Annotated in this window: 14 protein-coding genes, 1 tRNA gene and 1 pseudogene; 10 read left to right on the top strand and 6 right to left on the bottom strand. The window is 60.1% G+C overall.

The features are described 5' to 3' along the window. The first annotated feature begins 61 nt into the window (after positions 1–61). The 8 genes from prfB to infA all read left to right on the top strand — a co-directional run bounded on the left by prfB (position 62) and on the right by infA (position 6875). A protein-coding gene (gene prfB, locus V8Z78_RS11620) for a peptide chain release factor 2 (protein ID WP_100086375.1) occupies positions 62–1166 on the top strand; the annotation gives its coding sequence in 2 pieces (ribosomal slippage) (positions 62–142 and positions 144–1166; 1104 coding nt in all). A gap of 18 nt (positions 1167–1184) precedes the next feature. After that, positions 1185–3887 carry an aminopeptidase N gene (gene pepN, locus V8Z78_RS11615; protein ID WP_046460806.1) on the top strand — a complete coding sequence of 901 codons (2703 nt, stop codon included), beginning with the start codon at positions 1185–1187 and terminating at the stop codon, positions 3885–3887. Between the two features lie 38 nt (positions 3888–3925). Beyond that, entirely contained in the window at positions 3926–4312 is a 387-nt protein-coding gene (locus V8Z78_RS11610) for a hypothetical protein (RefSeq protein ID WP_349731402.1), read from the top strand. A gap of 58 nt (positions 4313–4370) precedes the next feature. Then, complete coding sequence (locus tag V8Z78_RS11605; RefSeq protein WP_349731401.1) at positions 4371–4883, top strand: hypothetical protein; 513 nt, start codon at positions 4371–4373, stop codon at positions 4881–4883. Positions 4884–4941: 58 nt separating this feature from the next. After that, positions 4942–5964: a class 1 fructose-bisphosphatase gene (locus V8Z78_RS11600; RefSeq protein ID WP_003061245.1), complete on the top strand. Its 1023-nt coding sequence runs from the start codon at positions 4942–4944 to the stop codon at positions 5962–5964. 13 nt (positions 5965–5977) lie between these two features. Next, positions 5978–6053 (top strand) — tRNA-Thr (locus V8Z78_RS11595). A gap of 316 nt (positions 6054–6369) precedes the next feature. Beyond that, positions 6370–6588 carry a hypothetical protein gene (locus V8Z78_RS11590; protein ID WP_003053604.1) on the top strand — a complete coding sequence of 73 codons (219 nt, stop codon included), beginning with the start codon at positions 6370–6372 and terminating at the stop codon, positions 6586–6588. A 23-nt stretch (positions 6589–6611) separates the two neighbouring features. Continuing rightward, the gene (gene infA / locus V8Z78_RS11585; protein WP_003061434.1) at positions 6612–6875 is read left to right on the top strand and encodes a translation initiation factor IF-1; all 264 of its coding nucleotides are present in this window, start codon (positions 6612–6614) and stop codon (positions 6873–6875) included. 687 nt (positions 6876–7562) lie between these two features. Here infA and V8Z78_RS11580 read toward each other — a convergent pair. Next, a pseudogene (locus tag V8Z78_RS11580) lies at positions 7563–9132 on the bottom strand (sensor domain-containing diguanylate cyclase). Between the two features lie 949 nt (positions 9133–10081). Here V8Z78_RS11580 and V8Z78_RS11575 point away from each other — a divergent pair. Continuing rightward, a complete protein-coding gene (locus tag V8Z78_RS11575) occupies positions 10082–10396 on the top strand; it encodes a hypothetical protein (protein WP_003061444.1) in 315 nt (104 codons plus the stop codon). Positions 10397–10400: 4 nt separating this feature from the next. Here V8Z78_RS11575 and V8Z78_RS11570 read toward each other — a convergent pair whose 3' ends face one another. Then, positions 10401–11333, bottom strand: a complete 933-nt coding sequence (locus V8Z78_RS11570; RefSeq protein WP_046460800.1) for a LysR family transcriptional regulator — start codon at positions 11331–11333, stop codon at positions 10401–10403. A 119-nt stretch (positions 11334–11452) separates the two neighbouring features. Between V8Z78_RS11570 and V8Z78_RS11565 the strand changes: the two genes are divergently transcribed. After that, the gene (locus tag V8Z78_RS11565; RefSeq protein WP_179626477.1) at positions 11453–12442 is read left to right on the top strand and encodes a bile acid:sodium symporter family protein; all 990 of its coding nucleotides are present in this window, start codon (positions 11453–11455) and stop codon (positions 12440–12442) included. Between the two features lie 67 nt (positions 12443–12509). On the opposite strand, the gene V8Z78_RS11560 is transcribed toward V8Z78_RS11565, so the two are convergent. The 4 genes from V8Z78_RS11560 to V8Z78_RS11545 form a co-directional block, all read right to left on the bottom strand. Beyond that, positions 12510–14486 carry a bifunctional diguanylate cyclase/phosphodiesterase gene (locus tag V8Z78_RS11560; RefSeq protein WP_034361216.1) on the bottom strand — a complete coding sequence of 659 codons (1977 nt, stop codon included), beginning with the start codon at positions 14484–14486 and terminating at the stop codon, positions 12510–12512. A 65-nt stretch (positions 14487–14551) separates the two neighbouring features. Next, positions 14552–15235 carry a transglutaminase-like cysteine peptidase gene (locus V8Z78_RS11555; protein ID WP_057092622.1) on the bottom strand — a complete coding sequence of 228 codons (684 nt, stop codon included), beginning with the start codon at positions 15233–15235 and terminating at the stop codon, positions 14552–14554. A 277-nt stretch (positions 15236–15512) separates the two neighbouring features. Beyond that, the gene (locus V8Z78_RS11550; RefSeq protein ID WP_349731400.1) at positions 15513–16427 is read right to left on the bottom strand and encodes a calcium-binding protein; all 915 of its coding nucleotides are present in this window, start codon (positions 16425–16427) and stop codon (positions 15513–15515) included. Between the two features lie 94 nt (positions 16428–16521). Beyond that, positions 16522–20224, bottom strand: a 3703-nt coding sequence (locus V8Z78_RS11545; RefSeq protein WP_349731399.1) for a DUF5801 repeats-in-toxin domain-containing protein, incomplete at its 5' end; no start/stop codon positions are given.

Below are 20224 nucleotides of genomic sequence, written 5' to 3'. Positions count from 1 at the left end.
TTACAGCCGTCCGGCATGAGAAAATCAGCCCTTATTTATCAGCAAGAACAACGGATTCACCATGGAAGCAGAACGCGTCAACTCTATCGGCAACACCCTCCAAGATCTGGCCGAGCGCACGGCAGATCTCCGGAGGTATCTTTGACTACGATGCCAAGTACGAACGCCTGCGCACGGTAAACGCCTCGCTGGAAGACCCTGCCGTCTGGAACGACCCCAAGAAGGCACAGGAGCTGGGCAAGGAAAAGAAGTCGCTCGACTCCGTCGTGCTGACCCTGGAGAAGCTCACCACCGAACTGGCCGACAATTCCGAGCTGTTCGAGATGAGCAAGGAAGAAGGCGATGATGCCGGCCTTGAAACCATCGAAGCCGAAACCGCCAAGCTCAAGCCGCTGATCGAGGAGCTCGAGTTCCGCCGCATGTTCGGCGGCGAAGCCGATCCGCTCAACTGCTTCATCGACATCCAGGCCGGTGCCGGCGGCACCGAAGCCTGCGACTGGGCCAGCATGCTGCTGCGCCAGTACCTGAAGTATGCCGAGCGCAAGGGCTTCAAGGCCACGGTGGAAGAAGAGACTCCGGGCGACGTGGCCGGCATCAAGAGCGCCACCATCAAGGTCGAAGGCGAGTATGCCTATGGCCTGCTGCGCACCGAAACCGGTGTGCACCGCCTGGTGCGCAAATCGCCCTTCGACAGCTCGGGCGGCCGTCACACCAGCTTTTCCTCGCTGTTCGTCTACCCCGAGATCGATGACTCCATCGAGATCAACATCAATCCGTCCGACGTGCGTACCGACACCTACCGTGCTTCCGGCGCCGGCGGTCAGCACATCAACAAGACCGACTCGGCCGTGCGCCTGACCCACATCCCCACGGGCATCGTGGTGCAGTGCCAGGACGGCCGCTCGCAGCATAGCAACCGTGACGTGGCATGGCAGCGCCTGCGCTCCAGGCTGTACGACTTCGAGATGCGCAAGCGCATGGAAGAGCAGCAAAAGCTCGAGGACACCAAGACCGATGTGGGCTGGGGTCACCAGATCCGCTCCTATGTGCTGGACAACAGCCGCATCAAGGACTTGCGCACCAACGTCGAAGTCTCGGCCACCCAGAAGGTGCTGGACGGCGACCTGGACGTGTTTATCGAAGCCTCGCTCAAGCAAGGCCTCTGATCCTAGAAAGGAATCGATATGCTGCAACTGCGTGACGGGCAAGCCCCGGCCACCGCGATTTATCGTGCCGACTACGAGGCCCCGGCCTGGTGGATCGACACGGTGGACCTGACTTTTGACCTGGACCCGGCCAAGACGCGCGTGCTCAGCAAGATGCGCGTGCGCCGCAACCCCGAGGTGCCGGCACAGGCACTGCGCCTGGACGGCGACGAGCTGAATCTGGCACGTGTGATGGTCAACGGTGGTGGTACCTCCTTCAAGATGGATGGCGACCAGCTGGTGCTGGAGAATCTGCCCGAGGGCAACGAGCCCGTGGAGCTGGAAATCTTCACCACCTGCGCCCCCATCAAGAACACCAAGCTCATGGGCTTGTATGTGAGCGAGGACACGTTCTTCACGCAGTGCGAGGCAGAAGGCTTCCGCCGCATCACCTACTTCCTGGACCGCCCCGACGTGATGGCCATGTACACCGTCACGCTGCGCGCCAGCAAGGTCCAGTATCCGGTGCTGCTGTCCAACGGCAATCTGGTGAAGTCCGGCGATCTGGAGGACGGCCGCCACTTTGCCAAGTGGGTCGATCCGCACAAAAAGCCCAGCTATCTGTTTGCGCTGGTGGCCGGCAATCTGGTAGCACGCGAGCAGAAGATCAAGAGCCGTGCCGGCCGCGACCACCTGCTGCAGGTCTTTGTGCGCCCTGGCGATCTGGAAAAGACCGAGCACGCCATGAACTCCCTCATGCACTCCGTTGCATGGGACGAGGCCCGCTTTGGCCTGAGCCTGGACCTGGACCGCTTCATGATCGTCGCCACCAGCGACTTCAACATGGGCGCCATGGAGAACAAGGGCCTGAACATCTTCAACACCAAGTATGTTCTGGCCAGTCAGGCCACGGCCACCGACACCGATTACGCCAATATCGAATCCGTCGTCGGTCATGAATACTTCCATAACTGGACGGGTGACCGCGTCACCTGCCGCGACTGGTTCCAGCTCAGCCTCAAGGAAGGCCTGACGGTATTCCGCGATCAGGAGTTCAGCATGGACATGGCGGGCACGGCTTCGGCCCGTGCCGTCAAGCGCATCGACGATGTACGCGTGCTGCGCACCGTGCAGTTTCCTGAGGATGCCGGCCCCATGGCCCACCCCGTGCGCCCCGACAGCTATATCGAGATCAACAACTTCTACACGGTCACGATCTACGAAAAAGGCGCGGAAGTCGTGCGCATGCAGCACAACCTGGTCGGCCGCGAAGGCTTTGCCAAGGGCATGAAGCTGTACTTCGAGCGTCATGACGGTCAGGCCGTGACCTGCGATGACTTCTCGCAAGCCATTGCCGATGCCAACCCGGACTCTGCTCTGGCTCAACATCTGCAGCAATTCCGCCGCTGGTACAGCCAGGCCGGCACGCCTGTGCTCAAGGCGGTTGGCCAATACAATGCCGACGCCCGGACCTATACGCTGACGCTGTCGCAAAGCTGCGCGCCCACCGTGGGTCAGGCCGAGAAACTGCCGTTCGTCATTCCCGTGCAAATGGGTCTGCTCACGGCCAGCGGCCAACCCATCGCCCTGCAACTGCAAGGCGAAGATGCGGCCCAGCCAGTCACCAGCCGCATGCTGGTATTGACCGAAGCCGAGCAGAGCTTTGTCTTCAGCAATGTGAGCGAAGCCCCCGTGCCCTCGCTGCTGCGCACCTTCAGCGCACCCGTGGTGCTGGAGCATGAATTCAGCGATACCGATCTGCTGACCCTGCTGGCTCATGACAGCGACCCGTTCAACCAATGGGAAGCCAGCCAGCGCCTGGGCCTGCGCTATGCCCTCAAGGCCATCGCGGCCAGCGGCGACGCCAGTGCCGAGATCCTGCCTGAAGCCTTTATCGAAGCCATGCGCCGCGTGCTGCGCGACGACAAGCTGGACGCGGCGTTCAAGGACCTGGTGCTCACGCTGCCGTCCGAGAGCTATATCGCCGAGCAACTGGCCGAAGTCGATCCGCAGCGCGTTCATGCCGTGCGCGAAGCCATGATCTTGCAGCTGGCGACCGCCCTGCAGACCGAGTGGGAGAGCATCTGGGAGGCCAACCGCGACACCGGCGCCTATCGCCCCGACCATGTCAGCGCCGGCCGCCGTGCGCTGGCGGGCCGCGCCCTGTCCATGCTGTGCCTGCAGGCGGCCCGCACCGGCGACACGGTCTGGCCCGGCAAGGCCTACCAGCGCTGTAAGGATGCCGGCAATATGACGGACCGCATGGCGGCCCTCTCCGCCCTGGTCTACAGTGCCAGCCCGCTGGCCGAGCAGGCGCTTCAGCGCTTTCACGCCCTGTTCAAGCAGGACGCACTGGTGCTGGACAAATGGTTTGCGCTGCAAGGTGCAGCCAGCGACCGCAGTGGCGATGTGCTTCCGGCAGTCAAGGCGCTGATGAAGCATGCCGACTTCCAGATCAAGAACCCCAACCGCGCACGCAGCCTGATCTTCAGCTACTGCAACAATGCCGGCGCCTTCCACCGCGCCGATGCGGCGGGCTATGTGTTCTGGGCCGATCGCGTGATCGAGATCGACGGCATCAACCCCCAGGTGGCCTCCCGCCTGGCCCGGGTGATGGACCGCTGGAAGAAACTGGCTGAGCCTTACCGCTCTGCGGCCCGCGAAGCCATCGCCCGTGTGGCTGCCAAGCCCGATCTGTCCAACGACGTGCGCGAGGTCATCACCCGCGCCCTGGCGGACTGATGGGTCTGAACATGCTTGCTCGACACGCGGCTCGGGGCATGAAGGCCCTTGCCGTCGCTGCGGCGAGCATGTCGCTGAGCACTCAGGCAGCAAAGCCTGATGCGGGATTCGAAGCCCGTTTTGCGCCCCTCTATGCCACTGTCTTCAGCGAAGGCGGCAGCTTCAGCGGACGAGCCATGAGTGCCGATCTGCAGGCGCTGGAGCCGCTGTTGAAAAAGCCGGGGTTCGCTGCACGCGATATCTTCCGGCTCTACTACACACAGGCCAGCGTCTACGCCCGCCGAAGCATGCCCAAAGAGGCAGCCGGAGCAGCGCAGACGGCACTGACGGCTTTGTCCGGCACTCAGGACCCGGAGCTTTCATACGCTCATTTTTTTTCTGCGCTACTCAAGCATCCGCTGGCTGGCAGATGCCGGGCAGCATGAAGCGGCGCTCAAGTGGGTCAAAGCCTTTCAGGCTCAATACCCGCTGCAGCAGATTGCCGTGCTACCCGCCGAAATGCGCTGGGACGAGAGCGTGAGGCCTGCACGGGCTCTGGATTTTCCGAGCCAGATGCAGATTCTCGGCGTCTATGAGGACGAAGGATATCTGCTGCATGAACTGGGGCAGTTTCGCGCGGCCAGGCAAGCCAACGAGCGACTGCTTCCTGTCGCACGTGAACGACTCAAAGCCATGGGCAAGCTGCAGCAAATACGCGGTGTACTCACCAATATTGCGCAAAATTGCTATGAGCTGGGCGATCTGAATCAAGCTGCCATCTATCTTCAGGAGCGTCTGCAGATTGCGCAGGCGGCGCAAGACCATGCCACCGTCTACGACAGCTATTTCCAGCTCATGGTCCTTGCCCATGAGCAAAAGCAAGAACCGCAGGCCCGCCAATGGCTGGCCCGCTATGAACAATACGCGCTGAACCAGAAAGACAGCAAGCAGCAAACCCGCGTCAAGGAGCTGCTGGCAGAACTGGAGCAGCGCAATGCAGGGCGTCCAGGCAAGTGATCGGGCCCCCTGCCCTCAGTCCATTTCAGATTTGCATCGAATATCAAGGAGTTGAAGCATGAAGAAAAACATCAGCCTGACCCGCTATCTGGTCGAGCAACAACGTGTTGACGGGCTCATCCCCGGCCAGTTGCGCCTGCTGCTGGAAGTGGTGGCCCGCGCCTGCAAGCGCATCAGCTTTGCCGTGAACAAAGGTGAGCTCGGCGACGTCATGGGTACGGCCGGCAGCGAAAACGTGCAGGGCGAAGTGCAGAAAAAGCTGGACATCATCGCCAACGAGACCCTGATTGAAGCCAATGAATGGGGCGGCCACCTGGCCGCGATGGCATCGGAGGAAATGGAAGGCATCTATGTGGTGCCCAACCGCTACCCTCAGGGCGAATACCTGCTGATGTTCGACCCCCTGGACGGTTCGTCCAATATCGACATCAACATGTCCATCGGCACCATCTTCAGCGTGCTCAAGAAGCCTGAAGGCCACCCTGGCGTGCACGACAGCGACTTCATGCAGCCCGGCACCCAGCAGGTGGCTGCCGGCTACTGCATCTACGGTCCCCAGACCACCCTGGTGCTGACCGTGGGCGACGGTGTCTCCATGTTCACGCTGGACCGCGAGCAAGGTTCGTTCGTACTCATCGAGGAAAACGTCAAGATCCCCGAAGACACCAAGGAATTCGCCATCAACATGTCCAATATGCGCCACTGGGACGCCCCGGTGAAGCGCTACGTGGACGAATGCCTGGCAGGTGCAGACGGCCCGCGCGGCAAGAACTTCAACATGCGCTGGGTTGCTGCCATGGTGGCCGACGTCCACCGCATTCTCTGCCGCGGCGGCATCTTCATGTACCCCTGGGACAAGCGCGAGCCGCAAAAGGCCGGCAAGCTGCGCCTGATGTACGAAGCCAATCCCATGAGCTGGCTTGTCGAGCAGGCCGGTGGCATGGCCACCAACGGCCGCCAGCGCATCCTGGACATCCAGCCAACGCAGTTGCACGAGCGAGTGAGCGTCGTCCTCGGCTCCAAGAACGAAGTGGAACGCGTGACCAGCTACCACCTCGAAGCCGATGAAAAAGCGCTATAATCTATAGCTTATCGCCGGTGTAGCTCAGTCGGTAGAGCAGCTCATTCGTAATGAGAAGGTCGGGTGTTCGATTCATCTCTCCGGCACCAGAATAAAAGCCCCAGGTTCGCAAGAGCCTGGGGCTTTTTCTTTTGCTGCTCCTCGGTTTCATCACGATTTGCGCATAAAAGAACAATGCTTTATAATTTGCGGATTGCTGCGTGGCACTTGCCCTGCGCAGTATCTCTCAGGCAGTTCTCACGTTGCCCACGCTTGACTCCATACAGTCATAGCACTCCATGGCAAGAAGCTTAAGCCACCCGCAAGCGGCTGGCTTATTTGATCCCAGCTCATCAGAGCTGGACTCCTTCATTTTTCATTGGTCGGCATGCCCTGCCCTGGGTTTGTGCCGCCCGTTGACTCGATATGCATACAGAACAAATCACAGAGCGTGTCGGCAACTACATTGTGACTGCCCTCACCCAAATGACTCACTCCGGCAAGGTTGCTGCAGCGGTTTCCATCCGACGCGGAACCTATGACCGGATTTTCAGGTTTATCCGCCAGTTCGACACCCCGGATATGGCCAGCAAATATGCCCTCGCCGAGGGGCGCAGCATGGTGCTGGACAACCAGTTGAACTGACCTCTTTGTAGAAAGGAAATATTTTGGCCAAAGAAGAATTGATTGAAATGCAAGGCAGAGTGGACGAGGTTTTGCCGGACGCCCGCTTTCGTGTGACGCTGGACAACGGCCACCAGCTGATTGCCTATTCCGGCGGCAAGATGCGCAAGCACCGTATTCGCGTGCTGGCAGGCGACAAAGTAACGCTGGAGATGTCTCCCTATGATCTGAACAAGGGTCGCCTGACCTTCCGTCATATCGAGCGTTCCAACAACAGCAACCCTGCGCCGCAGCAGCGCCGCCACTAAGCCTCGGCGGTTGATCTGGTGCGCTACGGCCACCAGCTCTGACATGCTTGTGTCAGCTGCAGGATCACGGGGCCGCGCAAGCACCCGGCCTGCAGCTCAATTGCAAGCTCTGCCTGCTCCAGATGCAGATCGCAGAGGTCAGCTCTGGCTCTTCGATGCTCGCACTGCCTTCAGCGCGTATCGATATGGATCGCTGAGGCACTCTCACGCCATTTGTTTGAGATTCCCACCGCCTGCACATCCAGCCTGACCAGCCGGGAATCAGGCATGCACAAAGTCCGCCACCAGTCATCGGTGGCGTTGCTATCGCCGGCCTCATCCCAGCTCCTGCCCCTCGCTGCAAGTGTTGAATTTCCTTGTAGATCTGCGACCTTCCTGCACGTAGCGCTGGCCTCGATGCAGGTCATAACTATCAGAGCCAGCATCAACATGATGCCCTGTCGTAAATCATGCGATAGGCCAACCTGCCTGCGTTCGCGGGCACCAGTGTTCAGGCCAGATATTCGCAGGAATACGCTAACCGACTTCGGTGCTTTTGCTGCGTCCTGCGCCGACCTCTTGGCCATGGATCGACAAATACCTCCAGGCAGCGTTCCCCTTTGGCAAGACTACGGATTTGAAATGATGGCTCGCGCCCTCAGATTGCTTGAATGTCGTCCAAGGATCCGAGAGATCAGCTCCGACAGTTCAGCACTCGGCACGATTGCGCCCAGCCGCCTTGGCCCGATACAGGGCTTGATCGGCCGCTTCAACCAGATCCAGCGGACTCGCCAATCCATGCCTGCCCTGCATGCATGCCGCTCCTATGCTCACAGTGACATGGCCGAATTGGCTGAGCTCATGGGCAATGTCGAGTCCTCGTATGCACTTCAGCAACTCCTCGGCAACGCGCATGGCCCCCTCCAGCGCGGTATTAGGAAGAATGATGGCAAGCTCCTCCCCGCCGTAACGTGCTGCCAGATCCCCTGAGCGCTTGGCCGACAGCTCCAGCTGCCGCGACACCGCTTTCAGGCATTCGTCGCCGGCGACATGACCATAGCGGTCATTGAAGCCCTTGAAATGGTCCAGATCGATGAGCAAAAGCGAGAGCACCGTCCCGTCACGCGCGGCACGCCGGACCTCCAGTTGCAGTACCTCGTCGAAGCGTCGCCGGTTCGCCAGCCCTGTCAGCGAATCCTGGGTGGCCAGCCGCTCCAGTTCGAGGTTGGCATCCAGCAACTTCTCACGCACTGCCATCAAGGATGTCTCTGCCTGCGCACGCTGCCGGATGAGCAGGATCAGACGCCAGCCTATCAGTGTGACAACTGCCAGCAGGCCTAGCACCACACCAGCCGTCAGCAGCGCCTGGCTTCGCCAGGCTTGCAGTGCCTCATACCGCCCCCGGGCCACCACCGTGAAAACGGGATAACGATCATTGCTCCTGAAGGCATATAGCCTTTCCGTTCCATCTATGCCGGACTCAAAGGACGCCGTGCCGGATTTCAGGTTTGAGTAGTAGCGCCGAAAGTTAGGGGAGCGAGAGAAATCACGCCCCAGATCCTGTTCACGAAATGGATAACGCACCAACAACTGTCCGCTGGTCGTTGCGAATCCAATAGACCCTTGCTCGCCGACATCAATCTTGCCGAACAAGTGCAGAAAGTTCTCTATCCCCAGCACGACAACGATGACCCCGGCAAAGTCCCCCTCTTGGTTCTCAAATCGCCGACTGATGGTAAGCACCCATTCACCCGTAGAGCGACTGCGTATGGGCGCACCGATGAAGATCTCGTGCGACGGGTTATCGCGGTGGTATGAAAAAAAAGCGACGGTCAGCGCTGTTGCTTCCCTCGAGAAATTTCCCTCTCGATGACATAAGCCATTTACCGCTCGCGTCGATGACAAGCAATTCATTGAGCTGGGAAAGCAGATGTTCCTGGCGACCGACCAGTTGCTGCATGCGCGCAAGATGCTCAGGCGTGGTGCCCTCCACCTCCAGGCGCTCAAGCATGCCGAGCAGCAGCATGGAGCTCTGGGTGAAGACCCCCTCGGCATAGGTGTTCAGCGTCTGTGCAAGATTGCGATTGTTGGTATCAATCTCGCTCAGAGTGCGTTGATGCGCCGACCAGATTTGCCAGCTGGTGGCTACCAGTACAGAGACCCAGATTACCAACAGCAGACTGGTCGCCAGCTGTGCATCGCGCTTGGCAGCCAGAACTTTGCACCCGCCACCACGACTGGTGACGCTGGCCTCCCTCTTCTTTTTTCGACACCACACCTCAACACTCCTCTCATCGTCAACCTAGCAAGAGCGGCACTTTTGCATTGCCTGTAGTTTCCCTGCTTAGATTGGACAGGGTCGGACGGATTTTCCACCATCTCGTGAAACGACACGGGGCAGAGCAGCAGACGAGGCCGAACCTGAAGCTACGGTTCAATCACTGCCAACGGGGCCGCAGCGATCATTCCTGCTCAAGGAAACAATGCGGCACAGCTCCCAGGGCTGCTAGGGCTGCGGCGGCAGTTGGCAGACTGTGCCTGGTACCCATCGACATAGGACATTCTGGTTCGCCTGCCCGGCTTGCCGATGGGAACGGCTGGCAGACGGGTGATCCATCCAGTGAGCAGGACATGGGATCACCCCTCTGTGGCGCCATCGATCCGGCGATAGACAGCGCCAGAGCCGAGCCATCTCTTGACCGCACGCGCCAGCCGATCGACCAAGGCAACACCATCAGAAAAGGTCTGCCCGGAAAGCAGCGGCCATGGTCCAGACATGCAATCCAGCAATCGAAGCCTCTTCGGGCGCAGACATGCCTCGATAGGAAACCAGCGAGCCGGCCCAAAGCGGTCTTCCGAGGCTCAGTCAATCCCGGCTCCGGTTTGCGAAATCAATGTCCGTCTCCTGAAGCCATGACATTCGAGTAGCTGTGTCTACTACCACGGTCCAGATCAAAGCAGTTATCCATTGAAAAGCTATCTTTTGAATAGCTTGTTCCACTTCAATTTACTTGATTTCAGATAGAAATCATGTCAAAGCTAATGTATTTCAAGCACAAGCCGCTCTCTTTTGCATAAGTACCAGCACCTCACGCACGTCCAGCGCACAGCCACAGCACAAATCTCGCTCATGAATTGATACAGTCTCTTCGGTGCATTGCGCTTATGCTCGCAGCGTTTTAAAACCGATGCGGCCATGGCTTGGGCCATGGACTGCCCCACCCACAATGAAGAAAATCCTTGCTCTTGTTTCCATCTGCCTGCCTGTGGTGCTGATTGCCACGCCACTGAGCAGCCAGGCACATGATCGTCATCACCATCACCACAAGCGCGAGCACAAGGAAGAGTACTGGGACGGCCACTGCAAAGTGGAGCGCAAGTGGAAGAACAATGGCGAGTACAAGGAAAAGCGAAAGTGCAGAAACCGTCCAGACGCCTACTATGCGCCACAACCGGTTTATGTAGCCCCGCCCCAGCCGGTATATGTCGCGCCGCAGCCGCAAGGGCTGGTGATTGATTCACGCATCGTGCTCAGGCCCTGAGCCGCTATTCGCCCAGAAGGCCGACAGCCTCCGCTGCAATCAGATCCCAGACCAAGTGCGCGACGGGCGATAGCTCACGCTGCTGCCGCTTGACCAGCATGATGCTGCGCTGCACCCGGGGCACCAGGGGACGGCTGACCAAAGCGGCACTGCCAGCTGCCGCAGTCGTAGCAGTCTGAGCTGCCCAGGCCGAGGGAATGGCGAGACGCGGCACCACGCTCAAACCCAGGCCTTGCTGCACCATGCTGTAGATGGTGGCCGTATGTCCCACCTCCTGCACCACCGATGCAGCCGCGCCATGCGCCTGCAGTGCGGCATCGATCAGGCGTCGGCTGCCCGATGCATGATCGAGCAGCACCAACGATTCACCAGCCAGCTGTTCCCAGTGCACCTCTTTCTTGCGCGCCAGGCTATGCGAGGAAAGGCAGACCAGACAAAAAGGCTCGGTCAGGATGGTCTGTGCATGCAGGTCCTGTTTCTCGGATGGGTCGATCACCACCCCAAAATCCACCTCCCCGCTGCGCACGCTGAGCAGCACATCGCTTTGAATACGATCGAGCAGCTGGATATTGACGCCCGGTGACTGTTGTCTGCCACGCGCAATGCATTGCGGCAGCAGGTTGGCGGAAAGCGTGGGACTGCTGGCCACCTTCACGCGGCCCTTGCGCTGAGTCGCCAGGCCTTGCACCTCGAGCAGGCAGGCATCGAGATCCTCAAGCACGCGCGAGAGATTGCCCAGCAGCAGACGGCCTGCCTCGGTCAGCTCCACCTCACGCGTAGTGCGATGCAGCAGCAGCAAGCCCAAGGCCTGCTCCAGATCCGTCACATTGCGGCTGACAGCAGGCTGGGTCAATGCCAGGGCATCGGCAGCACGACTGAAACTGCTGCTTTGGGCCACTGCCACAAAGGCACGCAGTTGACGCAGACTGATATTCATATCAAAAAATTATAGGTCTATCGAATAAATCCATTTCTCTTTTAAATGGATTGCGTGTCCAATACGCAGCCATCGCGCACCGGTCCGGTGCTTTGCATGGATGGCTTCAGTTCAAGAATATGTCTCGCCCCCGCTTTGTCCCCGATAACTTCACACTGGCACTGATTGCCACCGTCATCTTCGCCAGCTTTCTGCCCGCCTCGGGCCAGGTCGCCAAATATGTGGAACTGACCACCACCGGCATCGTCAGCCTGCTGTTCTTTCTGCACGGCGCCAAGCTCTCGCGCCAGGCCATCCTGGCGGGCATAGGTCACTGGCGCCTGCATATCTGGATCTTCATCGCCACCTTTGTGCTGTTCCCCGTTCTGGGGCTGGCGCTGCGCCCGGTGCTTTCGCCCATGGTCACCACCGAGATGTATATCGGCGTGCTGTTTCTCTGCACCCTGCCCGCCACGGTGCAATCGGCGATTGCCTTCACCTCCATGGCGCGCGGCAATGTGCCCGCCGCCGTGTGCAGCGCGTCCGCCTCTACCCTGCTGGGCATTCTGGTCACGCCGATTCTGGTGAGCCTGATACTGCACAAAAATGCAGAGGGTGGCGATGCACTGCATGCCATTGGCAAGATTGCCATGACGCTGCTGCTGCCCTTTGTCATCGGTCATCTGATGCGCCCTGTGATCGGCGGCTTTTTGCAGCGTCGTGCCTCCATCATCAAGCTGGTGGACCAGGGCTCCATTCTGTTTGTGGTCTATGCCGCCTTCAGCGCGGCCGTCATCAGCGGCCTGTGGAAGCAGACACCCATGCCCTCGCTGCTGGGCTTGATCGTGTTGTGCTGCATTTTGCTGGCCGTCGTGCTCCTCATCACCACCTGGGGTGCACGCCGCCTGGGCTTCAGCAAGGAGGACGAGATCACTCTCGTGTTCTGCGGCTCCAAGAAAAGCATGGTCAGTGGTATTCCCATGGCCAATGTGCTCTTTCCCGCCGCCTCCGTGGGTGCAATCGTGCTGCCGCTGATGCTGTTCCATCAGATCCAGCTCATGGTCTGCGCCGTACTGGCGCAGCGCTATGCCAAGCGTGTGCAGATCGCCGATCAGAGCGAAGCTCATTAAGAGCACAAGACCCATAAAAAGGGGCGCTTCATGCGCCCCTTGTTCTTTTCACGGAAGATCCATCATTTCAAGTAAGCAGCGTCAGCGCGTTTTGCTGACGCAGCAGCTTCGCAGCCTCCGTATTGACGACATCGGTCACCACCACTTGAATTCCAAGCCCGGTCGCAGTCTCGACGATGGCCTGCAGCAGATGCAAGGCACCAGGGCTTTGCGCAGCCTGCTCCGAGAATTCACCACCCAGTTTCACATAGCGCAGCGGCAAGGTATGGAGCTTGGTCAGGCCCATGGGCTGCTGATCCAGACGGCGCAGTCCCACGCCGACACCGGCCAATGCCATGGCCCGACAGAACTCGGCCACTTCCTCGGGATAAGCCGTCAGTCCATGCGCATCCAGCTCCAGACAGAGCAGGGACAGGCGATGCTCCCACTTCTGTGCACTCAGCTCTTCACGCAGCCGGCCCAGGAAGTCGGGCTGGGCCAGCGAGGGCAAGGAGATTCGAATGACCAGCTCGCAATCGTTCTGCTCAAGCCATGCAGCCCCGAGGGCCACCGCTCGCAAATCGAATTCTGCCGACAAGCCCAGGCGCACGGCGACCGGCAGGAACAGCGACCCCATCAAGGTCTCGCCGGAAGCAGTGCGCAGCGAGAGCGACGCTTCGCCGCGCTCCTGCATCCCGTTTCGGCCCTTGAATTGCAGTAGTTGAACGGACAGGGAAAGCGCATCCTGTGCCTCCAGGGCGGCAATCAGCATCTGACGCCACAAGGTTTCTCCGGCCAGATCGGAAACCACCTCATCATCGCCGTAGGCTACATATTCCACCTCGGCCTGGCCCGAACTCTCGGCTCGCATCAGACCGTAGTCCAGCCGCGCAAGCACACCTGTTACCGAACTCGATGCCGAGTAATCGGTCAGGGCAAAGCTCCAGCGGCACCATTGGCCGCTGCTCAAGGTCACACGCATGGACAGCAGCACCTGTCGGATCTGCTGCACCAACGACATGGCCTGGGGCCCGGCCAGGGCCGGCATGAGAACCACAAAGTCCGAGCCATTGAGGCGCGCCAGTTGGGCCTTGCACTCGGCATGACTCTTCAACACCTGATTGACCTGTTCACCCATCGCAGCCAACCATGCATCGGCACTGGCCCGGGACATCTGCGCATTCAGAGCCAGCAGATCACGCTGCCTGAACAGCATCACATGGCCATGTGCCGCAACGCCATCAGTTTCACTGAGCGCGCGACGCAACTCATTGACAAAGTACTTGCGATTCGGCAGCTGAGTAACTGGATCAAGATTGACCTCCAGCTCCAGTGATTCGATACGCTCCATTTGCTCCTGCGCCGTAGCCTGCACCCGCTCTCGGGTGTCTGCAATGGCGCTGAGTACGGGCACCAGCTCGGCAACCGCGGCCTTGACGGGCTTCGCCGGTGCCTCACTTCCTGCCTGACGTCCAATCGCCTGAACCTGCGCCGAGATTTCCTGCTGCAAGACCTTGCGAAACCATCTGAACAGCAAGACTACAAAGAAAGCCCAGGCCAGCCCGGCCAGCACCACCACCCCCGTCAAGCGCACGCTGCTGCCCCACAGTGCCTGGCTCGCATAGCTGTCGTCCACAACCAGCGTCAATTGCCCAACCTGCTTCCAGCCATCGCTGATCACACGCTCTGCCTTTGGCGAACGCAGCGGCAGCACCTCCACAAACCACGGCGGAGCAGCACCGTCCTTGAGCTTGGCAGAACTATCGGTAATGCCGTTGTCGCGTCTGCGCTCGAACAAGGTCTCGCCCTGGGGGGACGCTAGGCGGATCAGCTTGAACTGCCCGCCATCGAACAAGGCCATCATCAGCAACTCCTGCGTGACCGGATCCTGGTTGGCCGGCTGCGACAGCGACAAGGCCAGCGAAGATGCAGCGTTCTCACTCTCGGACTGCAACTGCCCATCCAGATACTGGCGCGCAGCACCAATGCTGAAAGCCAGGGTGCCGATCAAGATTGCCACAATGGCCACCGTCACGCTGATCAAAAGTTGCTTTAACAACGACATCTTGCTGCCTTATCTGTGTCGGCCATTCAACATGGCTCCGCTGCCCGCACCGCCAAACATGGCATTCATGGCAAAAAACCTTCCTGCTTCATGCGTGCCAGCAGATCGCGCCAGCGCGTGATCCTGTCCACCGAAGCAGGCTGTGCACCCGCGACATATACACCCTGTGCATTGAAGCTGAATACTGGAGTCAAGTCCTTGCGCTGGCTTGCCGGCATGATGTTGTCCAGCAGACTGTCCAGCACCAGCGGCTCGGCTGCAGGTGTCTCGTAATAGCCCAGCACCATATGCGCAATGCTCTGCGTACTACCCACGCCCCCCAGGCGGGCACGCACATATATCAGGCGCAGTTTCTCTACCGCCACGCCCAGGCGCAGCAGCGAGAAATATTTGCCAATCACGTAATCCTCACAGTCTCCAGCCCCCCTGCCCAGGGTTTCAAGAGGCGTGGCCCAATAGTCCGACTGGGACCAGAGGACGCTGTCCTCCGACTGCAGCACTGCGCGATTCCAGAACGTGTTGACGGCCGGCAGCAGCTGCTGCAGCGGCCTGTCTTTCTGGGCTTGCAGCATCGTCAGCCACTGACCCAGTCTCTGGACACCTGCGGCGCCATAGCGGGACTGCATGCTGCTCTGCAGCCGCTCGCCGTCGAAATCCAGCGCAACGGCTTCAAACCCGTTCTGCAGCGCCCAGGCACCAAGAATCGCCGAGCCATACAAAAGCATGCCTCTGCGCGACAGACGCTGCATTTTTTCCACGGGCTGTGGAAACAGGAGGCTAGGCGAAGTACTCAAACGAGTTGCAAAAAGAGCAAGCGTGCAAGACATAAATTGCTTGAGACGCCTGTAAATATTGTGATGACCGCTATGAATCTTGAAAGGTCGACGAGAACTCAGTCAATATTCAATGCTCACAAATGTAACCAATCAAGCAAGCTCTTGAAACAACCTGCCGATCACCGCCGAGCGAAGAGGCAGAAGACTTGATATTTCAAGATTTCTGCCTGACCTCGCCGGGGGCGGCTTATCAGCTGTGGTCGATCTTGAGCTTGCCTTGATCGATCAGCTCCTTGATCAAGGCGTTCTGATCCGCCGTGGTGGTCAACGGGTGCCCAGCGGTGAGATCCACTCCCTTGAACGTGATCAGTTGATCGTAGTTGGAGCCTGCAGCACCCAGATTCCCGTCGGTGGAGACCTTGAGCACGGTATCTGCACCACTCTTGGAGAAATTCAGGAACTGGGACAGATCCGAACTCTTCTCCTCCCCTTGGAGCAGATCATGCAGGTCCAGCACATCATTGCCGTTGACGTCGGAGCCGCCCTTGCCAAAGTCGTTGATCACATCCTTGGCAGGAGCCGCAGTGGTTCCCTGATCGCCCTTGAGCCACAGGAAAATATCATCTCCTTCACCACCAATCAGCGTGTCATCGCCCTTGCCGCCGACCAGCACGTCATTGCCCTTGCCGCCACTCAGCGTGTCGTTGCCATTGCCCGCCAACAGGATTTCGCCGTCGTTGGTGCCTATCAGGTGGTTCCCCGACTGGTAGCTCACGGAGACATTAGCGCTGTCGCTGTGGCCGTCCGCCGTCTGGATTGTGTACGAGCCGTTGGCGACATTGCTCGCCGAGGCCGAGGCGTTCGAGTAGTCGACCGTCATCGTGAGCAGATAGTCTTCCGCCCCGGTGCCACCCGAACTCGAGCCATTGTCATCGATGTTGACGAGGTGAATTTCATAGGTGGTGTTCGCTGAAGCGGTAATAAAGCCGCCGCTTTGCAAAACCGTGTAATTATCCGAACTGCCTGCCACACGGTACTCCATGCGGGCCCAGTTGGCCTGCATATCGTGGCTCAGCGTCAGAGTTTCACCGGCCATCAGGGAGATGGTGATGGTGTCCTGATCGTTGCCGTTATTTGCTCCGACGGAGGCCAGATATCCATCCACCTTGAGTTGCGCCTGGTTCTGGCCAATTTGAGCAAAACTACCCCGATTTACCGTGAGGAACTTATTCGAGGTGTTGTTGTTCGTCCCGTCGAAGTCAACTGGGGGGGGACACTGAGCCCGCAGTGAAGTCGGCGCCCTTGTCCTTCCACCCGGTGTTCACCGTCAGCGGCCCCATAGTCAGCGCACCCGTACCGCGCACGTCGTTGGCCAGCAGTGCGCCGGACTGAACCGTGAGCTGCGTGCCCAAGATGTTGGTGATGATCTTGTCATTCACCGCATCCGGGGTCTGGTACACCGGCGGCGTCACGTTGACCGTGATGCTGGAGCTAGCCGTGTCGCCGTCGCCGTCCTGCACCGTGAACTGGATGGTGTCGGTGCCGGCCGTCTTCGGCACGTAGCGGTAGTTGCCCAGATTGTCGCCCGCCAGGTCCAGCGTGAACTTGCCATGCGCGGTGGTCACGGTCAGTTCGGACGTGGCTGCGTCGAAGCTATACGTGGCGCCCGAGGTGGCGGTCACCTTGTTGGTTGCGGCATCGTAGTTGTAGGTCTTGCCTTCGATGACCAGCTGCGTGATGCGCGCGCCGCTCAGGTCGGCGCCCAACGTGCCGCCCGCGGCGATGTCGCCGTTGATGGGTGGTGCGATGGTGCCGTCGATCGCAGCGTCCAGACCGTTCAGGTTCGTCACCAGGATGGTGTTGCTGTCGCCGGGACGGTCGGGATTGTAGGAGACCGGATCAATGTAGCCGCCAGTCGCACCAGTGCCCAAGCCGATGCCATAGGAATTGATATGGTTGTCGGTGAGGAACGTCTCCCAGGCCGCTTGCTGGGTCGAACCAACCGAGCGATTGCTGTCAGGTTCCCCGTCAGTGAAGAAGTAGGAGATGTTCTGGACGTTGTTTCCTTCAAGCTTGCCGGTGGCAGAGCTGTTCCAGGCGGCCATGGCCTTGTTCAACGCGTCTTGGTAGTTGGTGCCACCACCAGACACGAGGGCGTTAACGAACGCCTTGGCTTCCGCCAGAGACATCCAGCCGCTGCCCTTTTGCGTGGCACTGCTGTTGAATTCCAGAACCAGAACGCGCACGTCGCCGGCCTCTCCGTACTTGTCGAGCAGGCTGTTGACCGAGGACTTCAGCACGGCCAAGCGGGACAATTGTGTCGAACCGTTGTACACGCCGCTGGCGTAATTCATGCTGCCGGACGTATCCAGCGTCAGCATGATGTTGGTGCCGTGCGAAGACAGCGCCGAGCTTTCCGCGATCGGTTTGAGGCTGGGGGCCGTGTCGGTGATCAGCACGCCCAGGTCGCCCGTTGCCTTGCCGCCGAACTTGTCTTCCACCGTAATCTGGAAGTGGTCCTGCACGTTGGTGTCGTCACCGGTGTGCGCCTGCTGGCCGCTGGTCTGGTAGGTGTAGCTGACCTTGCCGGTCGTGGCGTCGTATCCAGTCAGCGTCAGCGTGCCTTTGCTGGTCGTCAGCGTGACCGGATTGTTCACCAGGTCGGCCAGACGGTCCAGCGTCAGGGACGCGTCGGCGTTGTCCGGGCCATCGAGCGTCAGCGACTTCAGGCCTGCGCTCGCGGTGATCGTGAACGTGCCGCTGCCGGAGGCCAGAGCTTCCGACACGCTGATGGCGCCCGGCGCAGCGAGGTTGTAATCCTCGATGTTGAGGCTGGGAGCAGGAGGTTCCACACCCGCCACTTCGAAATGGCCAGCGGTGGAGTCACCGTCGGCATCCGTCACCTTGTAGGTGAAATCGAGCTTGCCGTCCGCGGTGCCTTGCATCGGCTGGTATTGATAGAACTCCCACTTGCCGGTGGCTGGCGTCAAGCGCATCTCGAAGATGAGATTGCCCGACGGGTCGCGGCCTTCGATCAGATTGCCGTTGCTCAGCGTCGTCGTGATGTTCGCGCCGTCGCGCGTCTTCAGGCCGCCTTCCGCGCCCGTCAGCTCCAGACGGCCTGCGCCGTCGGCCCCGTAGCCGTAGTTCAGAGTGCCTTCGCCGTAGGCGATAGCCTGGACGGTATTGCTACCCAGGAAGGTAATGCCCGTGACGGTGAAGTCGCTGTTGTCGCTGGACGAATCCTTGTGGTTGTCCGTGGCCGAGATCACGATCGTGTCGAAACCGCCTTCTTCGACGCGGAAGTTGGCTGCGTAGTCGCCGCCGTTCTGGTCGGAGGTGAAGGTGCGTTCGGCGATCAACACGCCATTGCGGTAGAACTTCGCGACGCCGCTTTCCACCTCGCCGCCGTACATGGCGCCGAAATCGATAGTGGCGCCATAGGCAACCTTGCCACCAGTCAGGCGTATGGTCAGCTCTTCGGACGCGCCCTTGCCATCCGGTCCAACGCGGTAGTCGATTTCGTTGGCGATGTTGTGATACGGCGCATCCTTGCTTGCGACACCCAGGCCGGTCTTGCTTTGGTTGACATTGGCGTCGATCAGCGTCAAGTCAGACTTGGACGTGAAGCCCTTGGCCGTGACTTCGATCGCGCCATTGCCGAAGGTCATCTTCATCTGGTTGGTGCTGGTCTGGGAACCAGCGAAGCTCACCTTGCCCGTGTAGACATCAGGGATGTTGGTGGTTTGCACCGAGACGGGGTCGTTCGGTTGCACCACCGGCGAGTCGTCCTCGATCGTGATGTTGATGTTGGTGGACACCGCCGGATTGACGCCATCCGACACCTTGACGCCGACCGACAGGCCCAGCGTGTCTTCACGCGAGGTGTCGGGGTGGTCGACCGGAGCCAGCAGCTTCACGTTGTAGGCGCCGTTATCGTCGATCTTGATGACGATGGCGTCCGTGCCGCCCGCGCGGCCCGTCAGCGTGTGTCCATTGTCGGACAGCGTCCAGACTATGGGCGTGCCGTGGGACGTCAGGGCGCCATTGGCGGGCGCAACCAGCGTAATGCTGTAGGTGGTGTTGTTGTCGTCGGTGATCGACAGTTGGCCGTTCGCCTGGGGCGAATCGGTCGTATCCGATGTGCCGTTGCTGTCTTTGATGCCACCAGCCAGGCCTTCTTCGGAGACGGCCGTGTTTCCACCTCCAACGACAGGCGGCTTGTTGATGTCGACGATTGCGGCGTTGCCGCTATCGGTGATGCCCGAGGGCAGCGCGGTGCCGCTGGCGGTGGCACCGGTCAGCGTCGCCGTCAAGGTCATGCTCTCACGGCCTTCGTAAATGCCGTCGGGCGTGGTCGGAACCGTGACCACGATGCCGCCGGTGGTGCCCGCGGGCACCTTGAAGCTGTAGGTGCCGTCGGCGTTGGCAGTGACGGTGACGGACTGGCCGCCGATGCTGACAGTGGGAACACCATGGTCAGCCGCGGTGATCTCGCCGCCGAGCTTGAAGGTCAGCGTGGTTTCGGCATCAACTGCCTTGTCCAGGCTGACGTTGAAGTTCGCTGCGTTGCCTTCGATGACATCGCCCGCATCCTTGACATCCAGCTTGGGCACGTCAGCGCCCGGACCTTGGCTGTCGACGATGGCGGCGTTGCCGGTGTCGGTGATGCCGGCGGGCAGATCCACGCCGCTGGCGGTCTTGCCGCTCAGCGTGGCTTCGAGGGTCAGCTTCTCGCTGCCTTCGAAGACGGCGTCGTCGGTGGTCGGAACGGTGACCACGATGCCGCCGGTGGTGCCGGCCGGGACCTGGAAGCTGTAGGTGCCGTCGCCGTTGTTCACCAGGGTGACCGTGGTGCCACCGATGGTGACCACGGGCGTGCCGATGTCGTCGGATTCGATGTCACCACCCAGCTTGAAGGTGATGGTGGTGGCGGCGTCGACGGCCTTGCCCAGCGTGATG

The organism is Comamonas sp. wu1-DMT (genome assembly GCF_040187805.1).
GTDB classification, from domain to species: Bacteria; Pseudomonadota; Gammaproteobacteria; order Burkholderiales; family Burkholderiaceae_C; genus Comamonas; species Comamonas thiooxydans.
Note: the sequence above shows the minus strand (reverse complement) of the source record. Positions and strands in the feature narration are given on the sequence as shown.

Excerpts from the sequence above, each read along its gene's own strand:
- pepN (WP_046460806.1), top strand. The coding sequence starts at position 1,185 with ATGCTGCAACTGCGTGACGGGCAAGCCCCGGCCACCGCGATTTATCGT.
- V8Z78_RS11555 (WP_057092622.1), bottom strand. The coding sequence starts at position 15,235 with ATGCAGCGTCTGTCGCGCAGAGGCATGCTTTTGTATGGCTCGGCGATT.
- V8Z78_RS11590 (WP_003053604.1), top strand. The coding sequence starts at position 6,370 with ATGCATACAGAACAAATCACAGAGCGTGTCGGCAACTACATTGTGACT.
- V8Z78_RS11610 (WP_349731402.1), top strand. The coding sequence starts at position 3,926 with ATGAAGGCCCTTGCCGTCGCTGCGGCGAGCATGTCGCTGAGCACTCAG.
- V8Z78_RS11570 (WP_046460800.1), bottom strand. The coding sequence starts at position 11,333 with ATGAATATCAGTCTGCGTCAACTGCGTGCCTTTGTGGCAGTGGCCCAA.
- V8Z78_RS11575 (WP_003061444.1), top strand. The coding sequence starts at position 10,082 with ATGAAGAAAATCCTTGCTCTTGTTTCCATCTGCCTGCCTGTGGTGCTG.
- V8Z78_RS11600 (WP_003061245.1), top strand. The coding sequence starts at position 4,942 with ATGAAGAAAAACATCAGCCTGACCCGCTATCTGGTCGAGCAACAACGT.
- V8Z78_RS11560 (WP_034361216.1), bottom strand. The coding sequence starts at position 14,486 with ATGTCGTTGTTAAAGCAACTTTTGATCAGCGTGACGGTGGCCATTGTG.
- V8Z78_RS11565 (WP_179626477.1), top strand. The coding sequence starts at position 11,453 with ATGTCTCGCCCCCGCTTTGTCCCCGATAACTTCACACTGGCACTGATT.